Origin of the sequence: Anaeromassilibacillus sp. An200, assembly GCF_002160025.1 — a bacterium.
Taxonomy (GTDB): domain Bacteria; phylum Bacillota; class Clostridia; order Oscillospirales; family Acutalibacteraceae; genus Caccousia; species Caccousia stercoris.
The window spans coordinates 86,751-111,062 of sequence record NZ_NFJU01000007.1 but is presented as its reverse complement, the minus strand read 5'-3'; the positions used below and the strand labels follow the sequence as shown (position 1 = coordinate 111,062).

The following is a 24,312-nucleotide window of genomic DNA, read 5'->3' as shown; positions in this document are numbered from 1 at the left end:
GGGGAAGATGGATTTTTTCAAGGGAAGAAACAGTGAAAAATATGGAGGTTTTGCGATGATCATTCATCCGTGCCAGAGCCTTTGCGGCCTGAACGGACTGCATTTGAGAATTCTCGACTGCGGCCATGCGCGCAGCGCGCGGGAGTGGGTGGGAAATGTGGTTTCTCCTTCTTATTCCCGGCTGTATTATATTTGCGGGGGAGACCCTTATTTTACCACGGCGGAAGGCCGTACCGTTGAGATGAAGGCGGGGTGCTGTTATTTCCTTCCCGCCGGCTTCTCCTTTGACCATGCCTGCCGCACCCAGATGGAGCAGCTCTATTTTCATATTCAGCTGATCGATGACACGGGGTTGGATTTGTTTCGCGGATGTTCGGAAATGATGGTGGATACGCCGGGAACAGAGCGCATCCAGCGCATGATTGAGCTGGCCGCGAGCAAACAGCCGGACGATGCTTTGCGCCTGCGTCAGGAGCTGTATGGAACCATCCTGTCGATGCTGGAGCGCCACGAGGTTCATTTGAACCGCACCGATTATGCGCGCTGCATTTTGGACGCGGTGGCATATATCCGGAAAAATCTTTCCGTTCAGCTGACGGTCAAGCAGCTGGCTGAACATGCCCATGTCTCCGAGAGTACGCTTGAGAAAGCGTTTCGCGCGGAATTGGGGATGACCGTCGGCAGATATGTGGATGAAGAAATTTTTCTGGCGGCGGAAAGACAGCTCAAGCAGACCAAGCTGTCCATTGCGCAGATCAGCGAACGGTTTGGGTTTTGCGATCAGTTCTATTTTTCCCGGAGATTCCGGGCGCGTTACGGGCTATCCCCGCAGCAGTACAGAAAACGGTATCCGTTTTAACAGATACCATTGCGTTAACCAAAGGAGGAAAACATGGAAAAATTTCGTTTTGCTATTATGGGAGCAGGCAATATAGCGGTGAGATTCCGTGAAGCCGTGCAGCTTTTGGACGGCTGTGAAGTGTGTGCCGTGGCGAGTAAAAGTCTCGAACGGGCCAAAACCTTTGCCGGAAAAAACCATATTGACCGTTATTATGATGATTACACCGCCATGCTTGAGCAGGAAAAACCGGATTGTGTTTATATCGCGGTAACGCCGAACGATCATGCCCGTCTCTCACTGCTGTGCATCGCACATGATGTGCCGGTTTTGTGCGAGAAGGCGATGTTCCAGAACAGCCGGGAAGCGGAGGAGGTCTATGAAGCTGCCGCAAAGAAGAAAATCTTTGTTATGGAAGCTTTATGGAGCCGTTATCTGCCCGCGGTCCGCAAGGTGAAGGAATGGATAGAGGAGGGAAGGATCGGCGTTCCGGTGATTTCCCAGTTCAGCATCGGATTCCTGGCGCCGCCAGATCCGAAAAACCGCTATCAGAGCCCGGATTTGGGCGGAGGAGCGGCCAAGGATATCACCGTATATGCCTATGAGATCACCACCTTCCTACTGAATCAAAAGATTCGGAATATGGCGGTATCGGCAGTCTGGGGAGAGACAGGCGTGGATCTCAGCAATCAAATTTCGATTGATTTTGAACACACGCTCGCCAGCCTGTCCGCCACCTTTGCGGCAAATGTGGAAAACAGTATGGTCCTGTATGGAGAAAAAGGGAAGATTGTTCTTCCGTTCCCTCATTACGCTTCGGAATGCTGCCTGTATGATTCGGACGGCAGCCTGGTGGAGCACTATTATGACAAGGAAACCCAAAATGGGTTTACCTATGAAATCGAGGATGCTGTGACATGTATCCGCGAGGGGCGCACGGAGAGCGCTGTCGTACCGTGGGTGGACACCATGGCCTGTGCGAAGCTTTTTGATCGGATTAACGAAACGAAGTCCGCTCTTTAAAAAGGAATCACTGCTGTCAAAAAAGGCTTTCCCAACGGGGATTCACCCTGTTGGGAAAGCCTTTTTGTGCGTTTGTTATGTTTCTGTGTTTTATTCCGCGGTGGAGGAGTAGGACTGGGAAAGCAGCTCATTTCCGGCGCCATCCACATAGGTAACAACCACAACCACGTTGCTGTTGGAAACAGCGCCCTTCGCCTCGTTGGCAATGCTCTCAAAGGTGGCGGCATTGGCGTCCAGGCCGGCCTGGAGCTGCTCGGTGTAGGTTGCACGGTCCTCGTCGGTGGTTTCCAGATCTTTGAGGGTGAACTTGTAGTGCATTTCGTCGCCCTCAGCATAGACTTCCACACCCATGCCCTGCTCTTCATACTGCTGAGTCATGGTGCTGATCGCGCTCTGCATAGTCTCGGAGTTGAAGTAGTCCTCCAGGGAGGGTTTACCGCCGCAGCCGCTGAGAACAACGGTGAACAGCAGGCACACAACGGCCATCAGGGATACGATTCTCTTTTTCATTTTCATTCTCCTCTGTGGTTTGAATTTATGGTGAAGGCCTCCACATGGCCAGACACCCTTGTACAGATTCCCAAATTGGAATCGAACAAATGAACAATGGCTATTATACAACGTCTGCACAATTTTGGCAACTCAATTTTTAAGGCATTTTCAATTTGTTATCTGTGCAATTTGTGGAGTCGCCTTTCCATTCTGTTCTCTTTGCGCTACACAGGCGGGCGTACAGTGTAGTATAATATCCGCAGGCAGGCCAGCTGCGGGCCGTTTTTTGGGATTTTCAGAAGGTCAGCCTTGCTGCGGCACGGAAGGGTTGTCCGGCATATTGCGGATTTGGAGCTGGTAAATGCGGTATGCCATGAGCATGCTGGCGATCAAGGAAAAGACCTCAGCTAGCGGGAACGCATACCACACGGCGTCGAGGCTGATCTGCGAGAGGAAATAGGCGCAGGGAAGCAGCAGGATCAGCTGGCGGAGAAGCGAGACAATCAGGCTGGAAATGCCGCTGCCCACAGCCTGGAAAAGCGTGGAGAAAGCAATGCCGAGCGCGGCGGGGATAAAGCACAGGCTGATGGTGCGCAGAGCCGGTACGCCGATGGCCAGCATATTGGAGGAAGCGTTGAAAATCGAAAGCAGCTGGGCAGGGATCAGCTGGAACACCACCAGCCCGACCGCCATGATCACGATTGCGATGATACAGCAGATACGCAGGGCGGAGAGCAGGCGATGCTTATTGCGGGCGCCGAAGTTGTATCCCATGATGGGCATGACGCCCTGCGTCAGGCCAAACACCGGCATGAACACAAAAGATTGCAGCTTGAAATATACGCCGAAGAAGGCAACGGCGGTGTTTCCAAATGTAATCAGGATGGCGTTCATGCCTATGGTCATGACGGAGCCAATGGCCTGCATCACGATGGAAGGCGCGCCGACCACATAAATGTTTTTCACAGTCTGCCAGTGGAAACGGAAGCCGCGCAGCTGCACCTTCACGTCATGCTCCTGCGTGAACAGGACGATCAGGGCGGTGATCATGCTGAGAATCTGGCCGATGACAGTCGCAATCGCCGCGCCGGCCACTCCCATGGCAGGTATGCCCAGATATCCGAAGATGAACACAGGATCCAGAATGATGTTGACAACAGCGCCGATCAGCTGGAAAATCATCGGGTAAATCATATTGCCTGTAGCTTGCAGCATCTTTTCAATGTTGATTTCCACAAAGACGCCGAAGGAGAAGATGCACACAATGCTCATGTAGTCCACGCCCATTTTGATCAGCGCCGCGTCGGAGGTGAAAGCCGCAAAGAAGGGCTGGGAGCCGAACAGGCCGATGAGGGCAAACAAAATCCAGTTGCATATGCCGAGCAGAAGGCCATGTGTGGCGGCGTTGTCCGCTTCATCCTGCCGTTTTTCTCCCAGGCGGCGCGCCACCAAAGAGTTGATGCCGACGCCCGTTCCCACCGCGAAGGCGATCAAAAGTGTCTGTATGGGGAATACCAGGGAAACGGCGGTTAGGGAATCCTCGCTGACCTGAGCCACGAAATAGCTGTCCACCACATTATACAGCGCCTGCACCAGCATGGAAAACATAGTGGGCAGAGCCATGGAAATAATCAGCGGAAGCATGGGGCGAGTCCCCATCTTGTTTTCCTTTACCATTTGCTGCTTGATTTCATCCATCCAGCACCCTCCATTCGTTTCAATTCAGTATCTTTTCTATTCTATCGGATTCGATCGGTATCAATATTCTTATATAGAATATAACGACAAAAAACATGGCTTTTTTCGGGGATGGGAAAAAATATTTCCATTTCGTTGATGAAACCTTGAAGGATTTCTGTTATTCTGAAAAAAATGAGGTGATACTGTGCCTGAAACCATCTTGATAGCGGACGATGAGCAGGACATCGTGCGGCTTTTGCAGGATTATTTTGAAATCAATGGCTATGAGGTGCTCACAGCGTACAGCGGCGCGGAAACGCTCCGGCAGGCGGAGCGGGGGCCGGATATTATCCTGCTGGATGTGAATCTGCCCGATATTGATGGCTTTTCCATCTGCACCCGCATCCGCAGCCATGTGAGCTGCCCGATTCTGTTTCTGACAGCGCGGGTGGAGGATTCGGATCGTATCCGTGGCTTTGGCGCGGGCGGGGATGATTATATTGTCAAGCCTTTCAGCCTGGACGTGCTGGGAGCGCGCGTCGCGGCCCACCTGCGCAGGGAGGAGCGTTCACGGAGGAAAACAAGCGCGCGGTTTTCCGGAGAATTGGCTGTCGACTACGGACAGCGGTGTGTGACGTGCCGGGGAGAAGCGCTCCCCCTGGCGCGCAAGGAGTTTGACATTGTGGAATTTCTCTCCACCAACGCGGGACAGGTCTTTGACAAGGAGCGGATCTATGAGCGGGTGTGGGGGTTTGACGGACAGGGCGACAGCAGTGTGGTGGCCGAGCACATCCGGCGGATCCGTGCCAAGCTGGCCGCGGCAGGCTGCCAGAACCATATTGAAACGGTTTGGGGCGTGGGCTACAAATGGAAAAATTAACGGTCAGGAGCGTGTGTTCGCGCACGCTGCGCGCTTTGACCAGTGCTCCGCGCAGGCTGTATGTCTGGCTGAAAAATACGCCGATCTGCATCTGCCTGTTTGCGCTCACAGTGCTTGCTGTGGTGTTTTATATTGCCAGTCTGGTGTGCGTGCTCCAGATCATCGAACATTTCATTTTTTCCGTATACGCTTATCTTTCCGAGAACGGAATGACCCTTTCCCAGCTTCCGGAAAATCTGTACCGCAGGCTCCAGATTGCCGATTCCATCCGGCTGTTTGCGACTTATTTCCTGGCTCTTCTGGGTATTTTCCTTGAAGTGATTGTGTTTTACAATGTAAAGCTGAAGGAACCGCTTCGTCTGCTTCGCGACGCTGCCGCGCGCATGGCAAATAACGATCTCAGCTTTACCCTCTCCTACCAAAGCCGCGATGAAATGGGGGAGCTTTGCCGTACCTTTGAACGCACACGCGCCCAGTTTGAACAAAATAACCGGGAGCTGTGGCGGATGATTGAGGAGCGCAAGCGTTTGAACGCGGCCTTTGCCCATGATTTGCGCACCCCGCTGACGGTGCTGCGGGGATATGTGGATTTCCTGGCTGCTTATGTGCCGCAGGGGAAGGTTCGGGAGGAAAAGCTGCTGTCCACTTTGGCCACCATGTCCAGCCATATCAACCGCCTGGAACACTATGTGGATACGATGAATGAGGCGCAGAGGCTCGATGATATTTCCCCGCAGCCGCGGCCGGTCAGTACACAGGAGCTGACAAACGCCCTGTTTGAAGAGATCACTTTGCTGGGAGAAACGCAGGGGATTGCCGTGCATCTGCATCCGGAGCTTTACAGCGGCATTGTGCGGATTGATCCCGCTTTGCTGCTGCGTGTTTCGGACAACCTCGTCTCCAATGCGCTCGGCTATGCAAAGAGCCGGGTGGATCTCACGCTGCGGGGTGACGCGCGGTTTGTTTATCTGATTGTGGAGGATGACGGACGCGGCTTTACCCCGGAGGAGCTGACACAGGCGACAAAGGCTTTTTATAAAGATAAGAGCCATGAAAACAGCGCGCATTTTGGCCTGGGACTGAATATCTGCCAGACGCTGTGCGGCCGTCATGGAGGATGGCTTTCGCTGGAAAATAGCCCGCACGGCGGCGCCAGAGTTACCGCGCGCTTTTCCCTGCGGGTTTCGGTTTCCTTTCCCATTCCGGAAAGGTGAAAAATTTCAGGAAACGTGGGATTCCTCTTCCGTTTTATCACAATTTATATTATAATGAGAGCGATGAAGCCGCGGACTGCGGATCCGTCGTAAGGAGTATGTCCAACTATGAGTGAAAATCAAAAAGAAACGCTGCCGCAGGAGGAACGCCGGTACCGCAGGCGGAGAAAAATGGTAAGCCTGCTTTCCCTGCTGATTCTGCTTCTGTTCTTTGCCGCCGTCACCGTGTGGATTGGAGGCCCTCTGCTCGAAATGCTGGGAGATCCGGATGAGTTTCGCAGCTGGGTGGACAGCCACTCCATGTTCGGCCGTTTGATCTTTATAGGAATGGTCATTTTGCAGGTGATTGTCGCGGTGATTCCCGGTGAACCGATGGAGATAGGGGCGGGATATGCCTTTGGAGCGGTGGAAGGAACCATCTTGTGCCTGGTGGGAACGGCGATTGGTTCCTCGCTGGTGTTTCTGTTTACCAAAAAGCTGGGGATCCGGATGGTGGAAGCGTTCATCTCAAGGGAGAAGCTGCAGTCGCTGCAATTCCTTCAAAACGCGGAGCGGCTGAACCTCGTCATCTTCCTTGCGTTTTTGATCCCCGGTACTCCGAAGGATATTCTGACCTATTTTGCGGGCTTGACCCCGATCCGGCTGCGGACCTTTCTGCTGCTGACCTCGCTGGCCCGTATCCCCTCCGTGGTTTCTTCCACGCTGGGGGGCAATGCGCTGGGAACGGAGAATTACGGCATGGCCGTCGTAGTGTTCCTTGTCACGGCTGTTATCAGTGCCATCGGGGCGCTGATTTATAAGCAACACACCCAAAAAAAGCAAATGAAAGAGGGCGACACCGATTCTTCAGTTGTTGACCAGTAACCCCCTGCTTTCTTCCGCAATCCTTTCCTGGTTTTTTGCCCAATTCTTCAAAACAATCATTGATTCTATCCGCGCGGGTGAGTTGTGCCTGAAGCGGTTTTGGGAGACGGGAGGCATGCCCAGCTCCCACTCTGCCACCGTCTGCGGTCTTGCGGCCGCGGCGGCAATCCGGGAGGGCTTTACCTCCTCTGTCTTTGCGCTGTCGCTGGTTCTGGCGACTGTCGTGATGTATGACGCGATGGGTGTGCGCCAGGCGGCGGGGCAGCATGCCAGGGAAATCAATGAAATCAAAAAGCAGCTTGGCGATGATGACAGCGACAACCTGCCGGAAAAGCTCGGTCACCGTCCCACAGAGGTGATGAGCGGTGCGGTGCTGGGCATTGTGATCGCCTGGATTGTCTGCTCTTTGGTCCCTTCCGGAGCCTGAGAACTGCGGTTTGGACCGGAGTTAGGTTTCCGGTAAAACGAAAGCATATTTTCTAAAAACGGTTTGACTCCTGGACGAGGGGAGCCAAGCCGTTTTTCTATTGCAAACAAATGGAAGGGAGATTGAACGGATGACAAAACAGGGGTTGCTAAGTGGAAAGAAAGTGTGCTATACTAACGAAGAATACTGACATAGGATGTATTTTGGGGAAAGTGGATAAATTGAATTCTTTTTTGTCACAATGGGGAGGAGAAGAAGAATGAAAAAGCTTGTGTTTGTCCCGGATTCCTTTAAAGGGACCATGACATCTCTGGAAATTTGTGAGCAGATGCGCTGTGCAGCCCGTGCGCTCTGGCCGCAGGTGCAGACAGAGGAGATTCCTGTGGCAGACGGCGGAGAGGGAAGTGTCGACGCTTTTCTGGGGGCAGTCGGAGGAAGCAAGGAGTTTGCCAGGGTGCAGGGGCCGTATGGGGAAGAGATGGAAGCCTTTTACGGCTTGTGCGGCAGTACGGCTGTGGTGGAAATGGCTGCTGCCGCCGGACTTCCTCTGGTGGGAGAAAACCGCCATGCGGAGCGTACCACCACATACGGAGTGGGGCAGCTGATTGCCTGTGCGCTGGAGCATCCGGAAGTGACGCGCGTGGTGATCGGCCTTGGCGGAAGCGCGACGAACGACGGAGGATGCGGAGCAGCCGCCGCGCTGGGCGCCCGTTTTCTTGATGAAGCAGGGAATACCTTTGTTCCGGTCGGAGAGACACTTGCCCGGATTGCACACATTGATGTTTCCCAAATGCATCCGCGCCTGCGTGAGGTGGAGGTATGCGCTATGTGCGACATTGACAATCCGCTTTGCGGCCCGCAGGGGGCGTCTGCTGTTTTTGGCCCGCAGAAGGGCGCCGATCCTGCCATGGTCCGTTTGCTGGATGAAGGACTTCTGCATCTGGCAGAGGTTATCCGACGGGATTTGGGAAAGGATGTCCTTTCGCTGCCAGGCGGAGGCGCAGCCGGTGGAATGGGAGCGGGAACAGCGGCATTCCTTCATGCTTCTCTTCAAAAGGGCATTGAAACGGTGCTGACGATTGCCCGGTTTGAAGAGCGGGCGCGCGGCGCGGATTTGATCCTCACGGGAGAAGGGCGTATCGATGGGCAAAGTCTGCGCGGTAAAGTGGTCATGGGAGTGGCGAAGAAAGCGGCGTCCCTCGGTGTTCCTGTTGCGGCTGTGGTCGGTGATATCGCGGAAGGGGCGGAGCAGGCCTATGAGGAGGGAGTAGCCGGGATTTTTACCATCAATCGTCTGGCTGTTCCGTATACCGAAGCACGCAAGACTGCCAAGCGGGATTTGTTTTTCACGGTGCAGAATGTATTGCATTTTATGGAGAAGGTGTGCGCAAAAAATTAAAAACATCTATATGTAATTTGTACATAAAAGCTGCTTGAAAATTGAATTTATTTACAAAAACGATCTTTTCAGGTAAAATGCTATTGATTTTAAGAAATTAAACTATATAATGTAAATAAAGAAACGTAATACGTACTACGTATGATGAATAGGGGGAGGCTATGAAAACAAAATTGTCAATAGACGGGGATCGGTTTCGGATCAACGGTTCCCTTGTCTACAGCGAATTGCCCCATGCGGATCCGTCCTGCCATGGTTTATTGATGAATGCCCGGATGATTCAGGGAGTGTTTGACGACAAGGCAGAACCGGAACGCTTTCAGAGATTTGGAAAGCATTTTTCTCCGGAGCAGAACACAGACGATCTGATTGCTGCCCTTCCTCAGTGGTACGCACATGGCCTGCGTGCCATCACCGTTGGTTTCCAGGGCGGCGGCCCCTGCTTCACAGTGGACAATAACACGATTGAAAACAATCCCTATGCAGCAGATGGAAGCTCTCTCGATCCCCGTTATCTTTCCCGCATGGAAAAGCTGATTCGGGCAGCGGATGACGAGGGAATGGTCGTGATTGTCAGTTTGTTTTATGGCGCACAGACGCGCTTTCTGCGGGATGACAAGGCTGTGATGCAGGCGGTCAAGACGGCTGCAAACTGGCTCAGGGATCAGGAGTTTACCAATGTAATTCTTGAGGTGGCCAATGAGCATGACATCCCGGATTTCCGCAGGCATCCTATTCTTTATACGGAGGAAGGAATGGTGACGCTGCTGGAAATCGCCCGCAGGGAATCCGGAGGATTACCGGTAGGGTGCAGCGGAACGGGAGGATACTTTAGTTTTGAGGTGGCAAATACATCCGACGTCATACTAATTCACGGAAACGATCAAAGTCCGCAGAGATTGTATAACCTGATTCAAAAAGCGAAAGCGGTCCGTCCCAAACGTCCGGTTGTGATCAATGAAGATTCCCAGGCAATCAGCCGCCTTCCCATTGCGTTCCGTGAAGGGGTTTCCTGGGGCTATTACAACAACATGACAAAGCAGGAACCGCCCGCCCGCTGGGAAATCACAAAGGGAGAGGACGAGTTTTTTGCCCGGCGGCTCGCGGAGCTTCTTGGAATTCCCACAAAGCCGATGGAGCAGGAAGACAGGTTCTACCTGCAAGGGCTTGAGCCGCATATGACGGATCAGGGGAAGCGGTGGATCCGTCTGGCTTCCCTGTATCCCGAACAAATCGAGTATGTGGAATTTTACCGGAATCAGGAGTTTGTGGGACGGGCCTATGAGGATCCGTTTATGCTCAACTCCGTGGGGAGCAACTGGCTGCAGCAGCCTTTCCCGGAAACGATACAGCCCGGAGAGGTGTGGACGGCGAAGGTGTTTCTGTTCAGCGGTGAGATCGTGGAAAAGACAGTCTGGACAGAGGAAAGCTGAAAAGAACAGGGGGAGAGGGAAGCCGGTGCGATGTACGGCGGTTTCCCTGATAATAGGAAAGGAGAATGAAAAGTGAAAAAGACGAAGAGAATTCTGGCTATCCTGTTGGCGGCGGCAATGTTGGTTCCCATGACGGTGGGATGTTCCAATTCCGGTGAAGCAGAGGGCGGAACGTCCGGCGGCGGCACAGCGGACGGCGGCTCCGGGGCGAAACCTGTGGTGCGCATGGTGGTTCCCGGCATCAGCGAGCAGTCCACAACGGATCCTATTTCCGGCCTGACTTCTCTGGGCCTGGGGGATTTTGAAAAGTTCCTGGAGGAAAAGATTCCGGATGTGGATATCAATCTGATCAGTATTCCGTGGGACGGCTGGATCCAGAAGATTGAAGCAATGTCCACAGCCAATGAGATGGATGTCGCATTTTTTACCAACCAAGTGGCGGTTCCGGATTGGTATATGGATTTGACACCGTATCTGGAAAAGGATCCCGACGTAAACTTTGATAATCTCAGCGAGTGGTTCCTGGAACCCGCCGTGCATTATACCACCTATAAGTCCTTCAACTATCCGGAGGCAACGGGAAAGGTATACGGCCTGCCGCTTACCATGGCCTGCAACAGTATTGTGTATGACAAGCAGCTCTTTGAGGATTGGGGTGTGGAGGAACCGCAGCCCGATGACACCATGGACGATCTGATTGCCAAGGCGGCACAGATGACCGGTACCAACCCCAAAACGGGAAAAACCAACTATGGCGCGTATGCCACCAGCATGTGGATGGAATGGTATGCTATTTCCTATGATGCGGTCAAACCGTACAGCAGCGATACCATGATGCTCAATGAGCTGGATATGGACGAGTATGTCAACTATATCAAGGATTCCGATGAGGTTCTCAACTATTTCAAGGGAATGGAAACCATTGTCGCGAACTCGCCGGAAGGCATCGCAACCTCCACCGGAGCGGAAAAGTTCTATACGGAGGACAATGATATTGCCATTAACTTTGATACCAATACCGTCAGCTCCTCTGTAATGAAATACATCTACGCGGAAAAGACAGACGTTACGGAACGCTTTATCCCCATCACGATCCCGACGGGAGAAAATGGCCAGCAGGGCTTCCCGGAGTTTTTCCGTCTTGCGATCAACAAGGGAGCCAACGATCCGGATACCGCCTGGAAAGTGGTAAAGAGCGTTGTGACCAACAAGGAGATTGTCGACTTCTATCTGACCAACTATGCCTCCGATAAGATTTCCGCTCTGCGCGACACCGAAGGCATGAGCATGTACGACTATGAGTACAACAAGGTCCGTCATGAAAAGCAGATGAGCAGTGTGTTTATCACGGATGATTACTGGACCTGGAGAACGCCTCTGCAGGAGGTCAACAATCTGGTCGTTTCCAAGGAGATCACCCCCGAGGAAGCCAGAACAAAGTTCTATGAAGGCGTTGAGACGTGGGTGAATAACACGAAAGCACAGCTTGGCCAGTGATGCCTTCTTCGGCGGAAGAGGGAGCGCTGCCGCTTTGGCGGCGCTCCTTCCCCGTTGTTTGGAAAGAGAGGGAATGCCATGATCAAACGAAACAAGCTCAGGGAATATGTCAGCTGGTATCTCCTTTTGCTGATCCCGCTGGTGGGAACCCTGGTGTTTAATGTGTATCCTCTAATTCAGACTGTGATGGACAGCTTTGAGAATATGAAAGGCATGTTTATCGGTCTGGTCAATTATCAAATCCTTTGGGAAGACGATACCTTCCGTCAATCGGTTGTCAATACATTGTATATGGCCGTGCTGGGCGTATGCTTTAATGTGCCGATTGCGTTTGTGATCGCCACCATGCTGAACAGTGTGCCGGTTGCAAAGAACGTTTACAAGGTAGTGTTTCTGCTTCCGATGATTATGTCCATGATCACGGTGGCAACGCTGTTCAAGTATCTGATGATGCCTGGGGAAGAGGGCGTGCTGAATTTCCTTTTGGAAAAGATCGGACTGGGGCCCTTCAATTTCCTCAACGATCCCGCTACCTCAAGAGAATCTCTGATTGTTATGGTGGTCTGGAAGGGCATGGGCTACAATATCATTCTGTTTTTCGCGGGCCTTCAGGCAGTGCAGCGGGAGCTGTATGAAGCGGCCAAAATTGATGGCGCCAACGAGTGGAAGCAGTGGCTTTACATTACGATCCCCAGCATGAAGAGTTCTTTCACCTTTGTGATCATCACCTCCGCGATCGCGGCGCTCAAGCGGTTTACGGATGTGTACGCCATCAGCGGGGAAACGGGAAACCCCGCCGGCTCGCTGAATACCATCATGCTGTACGTTTACCGCAATTCCTTTTCCACCCTCAATTATAAGGATTTGGGCAAAGCTTCGTCCGCGTCGGTGGTTCTGTTCATCATCATTCTTCTGATTACACTTCTCAACTTCAAGCTGACCGGAAGCGACAACACGGAAACCAGGCTGCCCAGACGCAGAAGGAGGTCGTTGAAATGAAGAAAAAGGCAAAGTCGCAGCACATCAAATTTCACGGCTTTCACATCCTGTACTACGCCGTTTTGACGCTTTTCGCCATCTGTGTGGTGCTGCCGTTTTTCTGGCTGGTGATGACCAGTCTCGACCACTTTGATTCCTATTCCCTGCCGTTTCCGCCGCGGCTTCTGCCGCAGGAGCCCAGTCTTTTCAACTACGAAATGGCACTCAAAAACGTGCCGATCCTGTCCTATCTGCTCAACACCTTCATCCTGGTGATCCTCTGCGTCCTGCTGGATGTGGTGGTGGCGACACTGTCGGGCTTCTGCATTTCCAAGGGCCGTTTCCCCGGGCGCAGGTTTGTGCTTCTGTTTATCCTTTCCAATATGATGGTGCCGTTTGAAATCAAGCTGATGCCCATCTACAATATTATCAAGGATATCGGACTGAGCAACAACTTTTTCGGCGTGATCCTGCCGGGCGTGATGACGAACGCCATGTTTATTTTCTTTATCAAGCAGTTCTGTGACAATCTGCCGAGCGATCTCTATGAAGCCGGAGTGATTGACGGGGCGAGCAAATTCAGGATTTACGCGCAGATTTTTCTGCCTCTTATGGGGCCTGTAGTAGCGACGCTTGTGGTGCTGGATGTGGTGAATGTGTGGAACGATCTGCTCTGGCCGATGATTGTTTTGACTGATGTGGATTTGAGCACTATCCAGCTCGGTCTTGTGCGCTATAATACGGGCGCCAACGGTCAGGTCCATGCGGGAATCCAGACGGCGCTTTCTGTTCTGAGCGTCCTGCCTCTGGGGATTATCTTCTGCTTCATGCAGAAATATATTGTGCAGAGCATCGCGGCCAGCGGGCTCAAGCAATAACAGATTCTCTATGAAGTTCGGAATTGAAAAAATGCCCCGGCGATAGTATACTGATAGTATTATAATTTTCCATATATTTCATCTCAGCAAAAATAAGGCAATTCAAGCCTGAACGGAATGGGGCGTTGCGGATATGTTGGAGCCATCTGATGCAGCAGTCAAAAAAATCAATAAAAAATCTGTGGTCGATTTGATCATGGATCAGCTTTTGTCGGACATCACCAGCGGCGTTTATCCTCCCGGCACCAAGCTTCCCAATGAGTATGAGCTGATCCGGCAGATGCAGGTCAGCAGAAACTCTCTGCGCGAAGCAATCAAAATTCTGACGGCGATGGGAATTGTGGAAATTCGCCGCGGAGACGGTACCTATGTCTGTTCACAGGTCAATCCGTCCGTCTTTGATAATGTGGTATACAGCATGGTATCCGGGGAAACCAGCAGCGAAGAAATGCTGGAGCTGCGGCAGGTCCTTGATGAGACGACAGTCAGGCTGGCGATCGAAAAGATTACGCAGGAGGAATATCTGCGTCTGGAGGAAAACATCCGCCAGATGCGCCGGGCACTGGTTCAGGGGGATCCGCAGCGTGCACAGGAGCTGGATATCCAGTTCCATATGATATTGATTGAGAGCTGCAAAAATGTGTTTTTTATCCGTATTGTAAAAGGTGTTTACGGAATCTTTGAGCGCTCCATCGGACAGAATGTGATGCAGGAAAAGCTGGATTCCAAGGCTCCCGATTATCATCAGAAAATGTTGGAGTGCATCCGAGAGAAGGACTTCAAGCATGTGCATCAGGTGGTGGCGGATTCGCTGATCACCTGGAGAGAACAGCTGTAAGAAAAGCCCGCAGATTTCATCACGGCGGATGCCGCCGCCCCGCCTTCGGTTTACCGGGCGGGGATGAAACAGGCGGGCGGGGAACCAAATACATACCACGTCGTATGTTTGCAAAGGGGGATGAGGTTGTATGACAAAGGAGCAGATACTGTATTTGGAAGAAAGAGCGAAGGAGATCCGCAAAACTGCTCTGACTATGATTTATCAGGCGCAGTCCGGGCATCCGGGCGGATCGTTTTCTGCGGCGGATGTGATAGCGGCTCTGTACTTTCATTTTTTGAAACTGGATCCCGAACAGCCCAAATGGGAGGACAGGGACAGGTTTGTGCTGTCGAAAGGGCACGTCTGCCCGGCTTTGTATGCGGCTCTGATTTTGAGAGGTTTTTTGCCCGCGGACGCGGTGAACACGCTGCGCCGTCAGGGGTCCTTATTGCAGGGGCATCCTGATATGAAGCGGTGTCCGGGGATTGACATTTCCACAGGATCGCTGGGACAGGGGCTGTCCTGTGCGGTGGGAATGGCGATTGCGGGGAAAAATGACGGGAAGAATTTCCGGACATACGCGCTGCTGGGAGACGGAGAGTGCAACGAAGGGCAGATTTGGGAGGCGGCGCAGGCCGCGAACAAATATCAGCTGGACCGCCTGATGGTCTTTGTCGATCACAACGGCCTGCAAAACGATGGAAGCACCGAGGAGATCATGCCTTCCGGGGATTTGGCAGCGAAATTCCGCGCGTTTGGTTTCCAGACGGTGGAGATTGACGGCCATTCCATGAAGGAGATCACAGGGGCTGTTTCGTTCCTGCAAACACAGGAAAACGGCATGCCCAAATGCGTGGTTTGCCGAACTGTGAAGGGCAAGGGAGTTTCGTTTATGGAAAATGTGGCTGCGTGGCACGGGATGGCTCCAAATGAGGAACAGTACCGCCAGGCCATGCGGGAGCTGGAAGGAGGAGCGGCATGAGCAAGCAGGCAACCCGTGAGGCGCTGGGAGACGAGCTTTTGGCTCTGGGGCTGGAACGGCAGGAGGTATATGTTGTGGACTGCGATGTTTCCAAATCCTGCAAGACGGTGCCGTTTGCCCACCAATGCCCGGCGCAGCATCTCAATGTGGGTATTTCCGAGCAGAATGCCGTGGGGATTGCGGCTGGGCTGGCGACCGCGGGGAAGGTTCCCTTTGTGGTGACATATGCGGCTTTCGGCAGTATGCGTGCATGCGAGCAGATCCGTCAGGAGGTGTGCTATCCCCGCCTGAATGTGAAGATTGCCTGTTCGCACGGCGGCCTGACGCCCGCCAACGACGGGGCTTCCCACCAGTGCATTGAAGATATGGGGATCATGCGCACGCTCCCGAATATGATGGTGATTATGCCCGCGGACTACCATGCCGCGCGCAAACTGATTCGGGCGGCCGCCGCATATCAGGGGCCGGTGTATCTGCGCTTTACGCGCGACCCCGTGGAGGATCTCTATGGGGAGGAAGAAGAATTTGAGATTGGAAAAGCAAAGTATCTCCGGGACGGCCGCGATATCGCCATCCTCGCAAACGGGGATACGGTTTCCCTCGCCCTCCACGCGGCGGAACAGCTGGACAGGGAAGGAGTTTCCGTCCGTGTTCTGGATATGCACACCATCAAGCCGCTGGATCGCGAAGCGGTGGAGAAGGCGCTGACGGAGTGCGGCTGCGTGATCACGGTGGAGGATCATAACATCCTCAATGGCCTGGGATCCGCAGTCTGTGAGGTGGCGGCGGAAATGGGACATGGCCGTGTGAAACGGATCGGGGTTTTGGATCGTTTTGGGGAATCTGCCCCGTATGAGGCGCTGCTGGCTCTCAACGGAATTACGGTGGAGAATCTGTGCACCACCGCACATGAGCTGCTGGAACAGGAGGGGAAACAGTGAAAATAGTTGTGCTGGACGGATACACGCTCAACCCCGGCGATTTGACGTGGGAACCGTTGGAGCGGCTGGGAGAGCTGACAGTGTACGATCGCACGCCGCCGGAGCAGATTGCGGAACGCATGAAGGGTGCCCAGGCGGTTCTGACAAACAAAACGCCGCTTTCCCGGGAGCTGTTGTTCGATTCCTCCGCGCGGTATGTCGGCGTGCTTGCCACAGGCTACAATGTTGTGGATGTGGAAGCTGCCCGGGAGTTTGGCATTGCTGTGACCAATATTCCCACTTACGGAACGGACGCGGTGGCACAGTTCACGACAGCGCTGCTGCTGGAATTGTGCCACCATGTGGGAGCGCATGCGGAAAGTGTTCGCGCGGGCGATTGGGAGCACAGTGCGGACTGGTGCTACTGGAACTATCCGTTGATAGAGCTGGCAGGCAAAACGATGGGAATCATCGGATTCGGCAAGATTGGCCAGGCGGTGGGCAGGATTGCCGCCGCACTGGGGATGAAGGTTGTGTATGCGGATCAAAAGCCTGCTGCGGACTGCGCATTCGCACAGAAGCTTCCTTTGGATGAGCTGCTTGCCTGTTCCGATGTGGTATCGCTGCATTGTCCGCTGTTTGATTCCACAAGGGGAATCATCAACGACGCGGCGATCGCCAAAATGAAGCCGGGTACGCTGCTGCTGAATACTTCCCGCGGGCCGTTGATCGACGAGGCCGCTGTGGCATCCGCCCTGGCGGAGGGCAGGCTGGCGGGGGCAGCTATGGACGTCGTATCCACCGAGCCGATCCGGGGAAACAATCCTCTTCTGCGTGCGCCGAACTGTATTCTGACGCCTCATATCGCGTGGGCGACGCGGGAAGCCAGGGAACGCCTGATGCGGATAGCAGCCGAAAATCTGGCGGCCTTCCAAAACGGCGCACCGCAGAATGTTGTGAATCCGTGATGGGGAGGAAGGCGCAATGATTACCAAAAGGCAGCAGAGAGAAGGACGCGAAAAAGCCGCCCGGCTGATGCGGGAGGCAGGGGTCGTGTTTCAGGAACAGGAACTGGAGAAGCTGGAGGTTGCGGATTTCGGTCTCTCCCGTCTGGAGACGGAGGGAGCTCAGATTTTTTCCCTGTTTGATACCAAGCGTCTGGCGGCCCGTGTCATCACACTGTTTCCGTATCAGACGGAACCGGAGCACTGGCATGAGCCGGAGGGCACCGGAAAAGAAGAGACCTTCCGGGTGATTGCCGGCACGCTTCTTCTTTATGTGGACGGGGAGGATACGCTCAGCCGGGGGAAAATTCCGGAGGAAAGCCGTGCGTATTATACCTGCCGCCATGAGCTTGTGCTGGGCCCGGGAGATACCGTTACCCTGGAACCGGGGAAGAAGCACTGGTTTCAGGCTGGTGAGGAGCCGGTGGTGTTTTATTCCATGTCCACCACCGCTTCCGACGCACGAGATCCATTCACCGATCCGCACATTGTGCGGGTGACTCAAATCACCGAATAGGAGGAGACAGGGATGGGACAGACCAGCTATAAAATCCGGGGACAGGATTTTTATATCAACGGGGCAAAGACTTACGCAGAGCTTCCGGAAAGCGATCCAAAGATGCAGGGCCTTTTGTTCAACACCCGGTTTATCCAGGGGATATTTGACGATCGAAACCCGGAGAATCGGGGAAAATACGATCGCTTCGGAAAAATCTTTTCCGCCGAGCAAAATACGGAGGATCTGATTGCCGCTCTGCCGGACTGGTATCAGAAAGGAGTCCGCGCCATCACGGTGGGATTGCAGGGGGGAGGCCCGATCTACACCTATGCGGATTGGAGCGTGATCGATACCGGCTGTTTTTCTGCGGACGGAAAACACATGGACGCGGCGTACTGCGACAGACTGGTGCGCGTGATAGAAGCATGTGACCGTCTGGGAATGCTTGTGATTGTCAGTATCCTGTATCAGGCGCAGGCGCATCTGCTCCGGGATGGCGTGGCAATCGCGGAAGCGGTGAGGACAGCCTGTGAATTCCTGCGCGGGCTCAGCTATGAAAATATCATCATCGAGATTGCCAACGAGCAGGATGTCGGCGATTTCCAGCAGCATCCCCTGATCTCCAGCGGGGAGGGGATGGGCTTTCTTCTCCGCATGGCGCGGGAGTGGTCGGGAGGACGCTTTGCCGTGGGAAGCAGCGGAGGAGGCGGATCCTGGAAACCCGAAATTGTGGAAAACAGCGATGTGATTCTGGTACATGGAAACGGTCTGAGACGGCGGGAGTATTACGACTTTATCCGCACGGTGCGGGAGTTCGCACCGGACAAGCCGATCGTGTGCAATGAGGATTCGCAATGCTTCAGCCAGCTTGCCGTCTGCCGTGGCACGCACACCTCCTGGGGCTATTACAACAATCTGACAAAGCAGGAGCCTCCCGCCGATTGGGGCATCACCGCCGGGGAGGACGCTTTCTTTGCCCGCCGTCTGGAGCAGCTGTTGTCCGGCGCACAGGATGAGCCAAACGAATTTTATCTGCAGGGCTTTGAACCGGACGCACACATTGAGGGAAAACGCTATGTGAAGCTGGCCAGTCTGTATCCGGAAAAAGTAGACTATGTGGAGTTCTTTGAGGATGATGTCCTGCTTTACACCGCGTTTGACGAGCCGTTTATGCTCTATGCGCTCACAACATGGGAGCAGAAGCCGTACTGCCCGCGGGAGGGTGCCGGAGAATTCAAAGCGGTTGTCCATCTGCACAGTGGGGAGACGGTTTCCTGCACAGCGAAACTTTAACAGAAAGAGGAGAATTTCATCATGAAACGCAAATATTCAATCATTACAGGCTTTATGGGGAAGGTGCAGGACCGCTTTATTGATTACCAGCCTCCCAGGGATATCAAGGATATGATTGAAATGGCATCGCGGGTTAAGGGGTGCTCCGGCCTGGAGCTGGTTTATCCGCAGAATTTTACAGATCCCAAAGAAATCAAGCCGGTTTTGGAAGCTTACGGTCTCGGTGTGTCGACGGTGAACCTGAACGTGAAGGGCGATATGAAGTGGCGCTACGGATCGTTCAGCAATCCGGATCCCCAAATTCGCCGTGACGCGGTGGATGAACTCAAGCGGGCCATGGATCACGCCGCTGCTCTGGACTGCTCCACGGTTACGACCGCCCTTCTCAACGATGGTGTGGATTATCCGTTTGAGCTGAATTATCTCGACGCTTTTCAGTACACGCTGGAAGGGATTCGGGAGGCGGCGGAATACCGCAGCGATATCCGCATCAGCCTGGAATACAAGCAGTCGGAGCCGCGTGTGCACTGTCTGTTGAACAACGCGGGAAAAATGGCGTATCTGGCGCAGATGACAGGAAAGGAAAATGTCGGAGTGACGCTGGATTTCGGCCATGCCCTTCAGGCGCTGGAGGTTCCGGCGGATTCCGCTTCCTTCCTCGGACAGACCAGGAAGCTGTTCTATGTGCACATCAACGACAATTTCCGCAACTGGGACTGGGACATGGTGCCGGGTACAGTAAATCTGTGGGATTACATTGAGTTTGCGCTGGCGCTGAAAAAGGTCGGCTATGACGGCTGGATTACGGCGGATGTGTTCCCGCAGCGCCATGATCCGATTCTGATTATGGAAAAGACCTTTGAATGGATGGACTACATTTTTGATGTGGCGGAAAAGATTGACGAGGAAAAGCTGGCTGTGATGCAGAAAGAGCTGAAAACCTTTGAGATTTTGGATTATATCCGTTCGTTGCTGTAATCCAAAGGGAAAGAGGAGATGAAAGGAGGGGGCTATGGCTCTTCAAATCCGGGAGGAGTTTCCTTTTGTGGTACTCACCCTTTGTTCCGCGGACCACAGGAACCTGCTGACGGTAGAGACGATGCAGGAACTGTGCGGGGCGCTGGAGCAATATGCGTGCGAAAGCCGCTGTGAAGCGGTGATTTTGGCAGGAAATGAAGAATATTTCTGCTTCGGCGGCGATTTGGGAAACCCATCGGAGCGTACCGGACAGGGGATTGCGGCGTTTTCCGTCGCTCTGTGTGCGGTCCATCGGGCGATTGCCTCGTTTCCCAAAATCACCATTGCCGCCGTCGCGGGAAAGACCGGCGGAGGCGGCGTGAGTCTGGTGGATGCGTGTGATTTGGCCGTGGCGCGCAAGGAGGCTTCCTTTGAGTTTCCGGAGCTGCACAATGGATCCGCACCGATGATTTCTTTCATGGGAGTGCGCAACAGCCTTCCGAAAAAGCTGTGCTATGAGATGATGCTGGCAAAGCCGGTTCCGGCGGAGCGTTTTTTGGAGCTTGGGATGATAAACCAGATTGTTCCATCCGGGGATGTGGTCGCGGCAGCCATGGAATACTGGAAAAGTATTCCGCCGTGCAATTTAAAGGCGATCGCTCTCTGTAAGCAATATTACATGGCGACGCAGGGGATGGACTATGCGCAGCAGCTGGAAACAGGAAGGCATTATCTGACCTCTCTGTTGTTCGGTATCTGATATTCGGGGGATTTCCGTCTGTACGGAAATCCCCCGGTTTTTATCTGCAAGCCATATCCTCCTTACAAAAATGTAAGAAAAAAGTAAGAGAATCCCATGGAACAGAAAATGCCGTTCTGGTACACTGAAAAGCAGAGAACAGCCCGTGGCGACACTTTACGGGGACTGTATGCGGAAGGAGGCGCCGGAATGCGCACAAGACAAAGGAAATTTACCATAGAAAAAGCCAAAAACCCCAAAATGACGTTTGGGTTAACGGTGGGCGGCCTGTTCTGCACGGTTCTGCTGCTGTACGGACTGGTTTGGAGGAAAAGAAAATGAAGTGGATCCGGCGTATCGGAAAGCTTGTGCTTGCCGTGGTCACAGCTGTTTTCTGCCTGGGGATCCTGGCGGCGGCAGTGTTCGGTGTGAAGGGATATCTGATGTCCCGGGAAGCCCTGGAAAAGGAGCCTGTCGCACAGATGGCGGAGGAGATCCGTTCCATGGAGCATTTCACCACTTTCGACGAGCTTCCCGATCTCTATGTAAAAGCGGTGGTGGCTGCGGAGGATCAGCGCTTCTGGACGCATGGGGGCTATGATCTCATTGCGATCGGCCGGGCACTTTGGAACGATCTGCGCACGCTCTCCTTTGCCGAGGGCGGCAGCACGATCACCCAGCAGCTGGCCAAAAACCAGTATTTTACACAGGAGAAGCGTCTGGAACGGAAATTTGCCGAGATTTTTGTGGCTGTGGAGATGGAATCCGTCTGTTCCAAGCAGGAAATCTTTGAGTTGTATGTCAATACCATTTATTTTGGAAGTGGGTACTATGGCATCTACGATGCGGCGATGGGGTATTACAATAAGGAACCGTCGGAGCTGACAGATACCGAGTGTGTTATGCTTGCCGGGTTGCCGAATGCCCCGTCTGCTTATTCGCCGGACGTCAGCCCGGAGCTGGCCGGTCAGCGGATGCGCCAGGTAATCCGGTGCATGACGGAGCAGGGCGTTCTTTCTGAGGAGGAAGCCAGCCGTTTGTTTGGTAAACAGTAAAATAAAAAACGCCTGTTCCGTGCAGTATTCGGAACAGGCGTTTTTACTATGGGGCTTCCACACCCCACGCTTCGATCTGCGTCAGCGCGGGGAAGGGGGCCTTCCGCTTTTTTCAAATCGCAGAGCGTCAGGCAGGCGTTCGGATCCCGGTTGATGCCCCAGCTCTGGTACGGCCATTCCCCATGTGAGGAATTTTCATAGATGCCGTCGATCGCGTTGCGGGCCGCAAACACCGCTTCTCCGCCCGTCTCCAGAACTTTAAGCTTCCATTCCATGTTGGCAAGTCTCCTCCCTGCCGCCTGTCCGGTTATGGACAGCGGTTCCTTTTTCCTCCAATATACCGCGTTTTGCGGAGCGTGTCACGCTCTCTTTTTCTTATTCCTCCGTATCGTTCAGGCACACAGAAAACGGAGCGGACTTCAGTGCTTCCGTATGCTCCAGCCGGCACAGGCGCAAGTCCACGCTTTTCAGCTGCGGGATTTGCAGAAGCACCCGGCAGTCGGAAAAATTGGTGTTGTACAGCGAAAGATGTTCCAGTGATTGGCATTGCGGCAAAAAGGAAAAATCCTCCACGCAGATTTGGGAAATGGTCAGCTTTTTCAGTTTTTTCATGAGGCTAATCACGGACCAGTTTTCCATTGTGTAATAATAAGGCTTGGGCGGCGGATAGTCGCCCGGCGCGCAGATTTCCGCCGTGCGGGTCTTGTTGTCAAGGCGGACAAGCTTTTCGCTCGGTGTCAGGGTCAGGGCTTTGATCTTTCCAAGGGTTTGTTTCCAAAAGAAGGCGACGGAGGGCAGACGTTGAAACTGATGGCGGATAGCGGTGGCCACGATGGGGTGGACAGGAATTCCGTTTGCGGGCGGAGTTTGGTCCATGTGCAGTTCCATCCTGTCATGGAAGCGGATCGTCAAACGGTAAGGGCGGGGAAGGGATGGGACTTTCGGATTGATTTCCTCGTACCACAGATCTTTCCATTTGTTGCAGGCTCTCTCCCAGACATCCTCTTCCTGCCGCAGCTGAGAAAACTGGTTCGTTGAATCTTCCTTGTCATAGTCAAAATGAGCAAGAGCCTCCACAGAGGAGGAAAAATCCTTTTGGATCCGGGAAATGGACTCCTTGAGCCGCGGATCGCAGACGGTTGGAGCACACAAGATCGCTTTTTTCAGAAAATTCAAATCTTTGCGCTCCTCCAGCGCCAGGAGCCAGAGATCCAGGTTTTCGGCGGTTTCTTCAAAACGGGACAAGGATGTAAGCAGCTGGAGCCGGTTCTCGGGATCCTTCGCCTGCTCAAAGATCGGGCGGACTTGTTCCAGCCGGACTGCGCTGCTTTTCTGCAAAAGATCCACCGCACAAACCTGCGTGTCCTCCGAAAGCTGCGGAAGCTTTTCCAAAATGGCAGCATACCAGCTTTGGATGATGCGATCGGTTTCCTGCCGGATGTGCCACTGTGCATACCAGATTTCCTGCACGGCAGCGTCATACTGCCCTGTTTCCCACCTTTTTTCGAGGAAATCAAACAGGAATTCGGGGCTGATACGGTATGCGAGCTGCAAAAATTCCCTGGCGTCCTCCGTGTGCAGCCATTCGCAAATGGCTGCTTTCAGAAACTCCATGGTTTGAGGAGAGAAGGAGGGGAATTTATCCATACTGTGCAGGATGGACAGCTTGTCCTCTTCCGTTTTTGCCTCTCTGTACTGTGCTTGCAGCTCCTGCTCATCGCCGTCCAGATTGGTACCGAACCAAAATTTGTTATAATGGAGACAGATTTCCCGCAGCCAGCGTTGGTACCAGCACAAAAAACCCGGTTCTCTGGGGAAAAATACCCAACTGCCTTCATAATCCAGATACACCACGCGGCCCCGGTTTGGTCCGGTCACCATCAGGCAGGTAAAATAGGTGTCGCCCTGCGACTCGATGGGGATGCAGCCCCTTTTCCAGTTTTCCTCGCTTTCCTCCCAATCCTCATCGCATTGTTCCGGGGAGAGATAGGGCGGCTGATCCGGTTCCAGCTCCCATTCCATCCAGCTTTCGACCTGTTCCAGGGAAAAGAGGCCGCAAAATGGCCCAGCCCCGCCGTTTCCGGCTTGCAGCAGAAAATTACGGTATTCTTCCGGCAGAGACACTCCGATTTTCTGTTCAAAGGCTTCCACTTCTTCGGGGGAAGCGGGGGGATTCCAACGGTATTTGTGCAGGTCCGCGCCGAAGTATTTTTGCTCCGGATCCGCTTTTGCCGCCTGCTCCAGCTGAGCCCGCAATTCCTGGATGGGGAAATCAGAATTCATGACAAGCTCCCTCTCTTTTATTTTTTAACCGCGCCTGCCCTTTGTGTACGAAACGACTCCGGCACAAAAGCTGTTTTTCAGACAGCGCTGTTTTCCTGCTTTTACTATCGCATATTTTGCTGTATCCTGCAACTTCTTTTGAGAAAGCCTGAGCGCA

General features: G+C 53.4%; 25 protein-coding genes. 21 read left to right on the top strand and 4 right to left on the bottom strand.

Going from position 1 to position 24,312, the window contains the following annotated elements; all coding sequences use genetic code 11:
- The first annotated feature begins 55 nt into the window (after positions 1-55).
- Complete coding sequence (locus tag B5F35_RS05415; RefSeq protein ID WP_162611338.1) at positions 56-859, top strand: AraC family transcriptional regulator; 804 nt, start codon at positions 56-58, stop codon at positions 857-859.
- Between the two features lie 33 nt (positions 860-892).
- Positions 893-1,861 carry a Gfo/Idh/MocA family protein gene (locus B5F35_RS05410; protein ID WP_087238821.1) on the top strand — a complete coding sequence of 323 codons (969 nt, stop codon included), beginning with the start codon at positions 893-895 and terminating at the stop codon, positions 1,859-1,861.
- 90 nt (positions 1,862-1,951) lie between these two features.
- Here the strand turns inward: B5F35_RS05410 and B5F35_RS05405 are convergent, their stop codons facing one another.
- Both B5F35_RS05405 and B5F35_RS05400 read right to left on the bottom strand, forming a co-directional pair.
- Positions 1,952-2,371, bottom strand: coding sequence for a DUF4854 domain-containing protein (locus B5F35_RS05405; RefSeq protein WP_087238819.1), 420 nt, complete (start codon positions 2,369-2,371; stop codon positions 1,952-1,954).
- Positions 2,372-2,656: 285 nt separating this feature from the next.
- On the bottom strand, positions 2,657-4,051 hold the full coding sequence (locus tag B5F35_RS05400; protein WP_087238816.1) for an MATE family efflux transporter: 1,395 nt from the start codon (positions 4,049-4,051) through the stop codon (positions 2,657-2,659).
- Between the two features lie 187 nt (positions 4,052-4,238).
- Here B5F35_RS05400 and B5F35_RS05395 point away from each other — a divergent pair, with 187 nt between their 5' ends.
- The 19 genes from B5F35_RS05395 (at position 4,239) to B5F35_RS05310 (ending at position 21,872) form a co-directional block, all read left to right on the top strand.
- Positions 4,239-4,913 (top strand): response regulator transcription factor, encoded by a 675-nt coding sequence (locus B5F35_RS05395; RefSeq protein WP_087238814.1) that lies wholly within the window; start codon positions 4,239-4,241, stop codon positions 4,911-4,913.
- A complete protein-coding gene (locus tag B5F35_RS05390; protein ID WP_087238812.1) occupies positions 4,901-6,127 on the top strand; it encodes a HAMP domain-containing sensor histidine kinase in 1,227 nt (408 codons plus the stop codon). The genes B5F35_RS05395 and B5F35_RS05390 overlap by 13 nt, the downstream gene beginning before the upstream one ends.
- A 108-nt stretch (positions 6,128-6,235) precedes the next feature.
- Positions 6,236-6,991, top strand: a complete 756-nt coding sequence (locus B5F35_RS05385) for a TVP38/TMEM64 family protein (RefSeq protein WP_087238811.1) — start codon at positions 6,236-6,238, stop codon at positions 6,989-6,991.
- Positions 6,978-7,418, top strand: a complete 441-nt coding sequence (locus B5F35_RS05380; RefSeq protein WP_330396264.1) for a divergent PAP2 family protein — start codon at positions 6,978-6,980, stop codon at positions 7,416-7,418. Before B5F35_RS05385 ends, B5F35_RS05380 begins: the two co-directional genes overlap by 14 nt.
- A gap of 259 nt (positions 7,419-7,677) precedes the next feature.
- Positions 7,678-8,817, top strand: coding sequence for a glycerate kinase family protein (locus B5F35_RS05375; protein ID WP_087238807.1), 1,140 nt, complete (start codon positions 7,678-7,680; stop codon positions 8,815-8,817).
- A 161-nt stretch (positions 8,818-8,978) separates the two neighbouring features.
- Positions 8,979-10,250, top strand: coding sequence for a hypothetical protein (locus B5F35_RS05370; protein ID WP_087238805.1), 1,272 nt, complete (start codon positions 8,979-8,981; stop codon positions 10,248-10,250).
- A 72-nt stretch (positions 10,251-10,322) separates the two neighbouring features.
- Positions 10,323-11,747 (top strand): ABC transporter substrate-binding protein, encoded by a 1,425-nt coding sequence (locus B5F35_RS05365; RefSeq protein WP_087238804.1) that lies wholly within the window; start codon positions 10,323-10,325, stop codon positions 11,745-11,747.
- 78 nt (positions 11,748-11,825) lie between these two features.
- Complete coding sequence (locus B5F35_RS05360; RefSeq protein WP_087238802.1) at positions 11,826-12,746, top strand: carbohydrate ABC transporter permease; 921 nt, start codon at positions 11,826-11,828, stop codon at positions 12,744-12,746.
- Positions 12,743-13,603: a carbohydrate ABC transporter permease gene (locus B5F35_RS05355; RefSeq protein ID WP_087238800.1), complete on the top strand. Its 861-nt coding sequence runs from the start codon at positions 12,743-12,745 to the stop codon at positions 13,601-13,603. The genes B5F35_RS05360 and B5F35_RS05355 overlap by 4 nt, the downstream gene beginning before the upstream one ends.
- 133 nt (positions 13,604-13,736) lie before the next feature.
- Entirely contained in the window at positions 13,737-14,441 is a 705-nt protein-coding gene (locus tag B5F35_RS05350; RefSeq protein ID WP_087238799.1) for a FadR/GntR family transcriptional regulator, read from the top strand.
- Positions 14,442-14,571: 130 nt separating this feature from the next.
- Positions 14,572-15,405 carry a transketolase gene (locus B5F35_RS05345; protein ID WP_087238797.1) on the top strand — a complete coding sequence of 278 codons (834 nt, stop codon included), beginning with the start codon at positions 14,572-14,574 and terminating at the stop codon, positions 15,403-15,405.
- On the top strand, positions 15,402-16,346 hold the full coding sequence (locus B5F35_RS05340; protein WP_087238794.1) for a transketolase family protein: 945 nt from the start codon (positions 15,402-15,404) through the stop codon (positions 16,344-16,346). Before B5F35_RS05345 ends, B5F35_RS05340 begins: the two co-directional genes overlap by 4 nt.
- On the top strand, positions 16,343-17,293 hold the full coding sequence (locus tag B5F35_RS05335) for a D-2-hydroxyacid dehydrogenase (RefSeq protein WP_087238793.1): 951 nt from the start codon (positions 16,343-16,345) through the stop codon (positions 17,291-17,293). Before B5F35_RS05340 ends, B5F35_RS05335 begins: the two co-directional genes overlap by 4 nt.
- Positions 17,294-17,309: 16 nt before the next feature.
- The gene (locus B5F35_RS05330; protein ID WP_087238791.1) at positions 17,310-17,846 is read left to right on the top strand and encodes a D-lyxose/D-mannose family sugar isomerase; all 537 of its coding nucleotides are present in this window, start codon (positions 17,310-17,312) and stop codon (positions 17,844-17,846) included.
- A 12-nt stretch (positions 17,847-17,858) separates the two neighbouring features.
- Positions 17,859-19,121 carry a hypothetical protein gene (locus tag B5F35_RS05325; RefSeq protein ID WP_087238789.1) on the top strand — a complete coding sequence of 421 codons (1,263 nt, stop codon included), beginning with the start codon at positions 17,859-17,861 and terminating at the stop codon, positions 19,119-19,121.
- Positions 19,122-19,142: 21 nt separating this feature from the next.
- Entirely contained in the window at positions 19,143-20,099 is a 957-nt protein-coding gene (locus tag B5F35_RS05320) for a sugar phosphate isomerase/epimerase family protein (RefSeq protein WP_087238788.1), read from the top strand.
- 34 nt (positions 20,100-20,133) lie between these two features.
- Positions 20,134-20,838, top strand: coding sequence for an enoyl-CoA hydratase/isomerase family protein (locus tag B5F35_RS05315; RefSeq protein ID WP_087238786.1), 705 nt, complete (start codon positions 20,134-20,136; stop codon positions 20,836-20,838).
- A 189-nt stretch (positions 20,839-21,027) separates the two neighbouring features.
- On the top strand, positions 21,028-21,159 hold the full coding sequence (locus B5F35_RS19420; protein WP_275532249.1) for a hypothetical protein: 132 nt from the start codon (positions 21,028-21,030) through the stop codon (positions 21,157-21,159).
- Entirely contained in the window at positions 21,156-21,872 is a 717-nt protein-coding gene (locus tag B5F35_RS05310; protein WP_087238784.1) for a transglycosylase domain-containing protein, read from the top strand. The genes B5F35_RS19420 and B5F35_RS05310 overlap by 4 nt, the downstream gene beginning before the upstream one ends.
- Here the strand turns inward: B5F35_RS05310 and B5F35_RS19570 are convergent.
- Together B5F35_RS19570 and B5F35_RS05300 are read right to left on the bottom strand one after the other, a co-directional pair.
- Positions 21,785-22,147, bottom strand: coding sequence for a hypothetical protein (locus tag B5F35_RS19570; RefSeq protein WP_442856428.1), 363 nt, complete (start codon positions 22,145-22,147; stop codon positions 21,785-21,787). The genes B5F35_RS05310 and B5F35_RS19570 overlap by 88 nt on opposite strands.
- 100 nt (positions 22,148-22,247) lie before the next feature.
- Entirely contained in the window at positions 22,248-24,155 is a 1,908-nt protein-coding gene (locus B5F35_RS05300; protein WP_087238782.1) for an SMI1/KNR4 family protein, read from the bottom strand.
- Positions 24,156-24,312 lie beyond the last annotated feature (157 nt).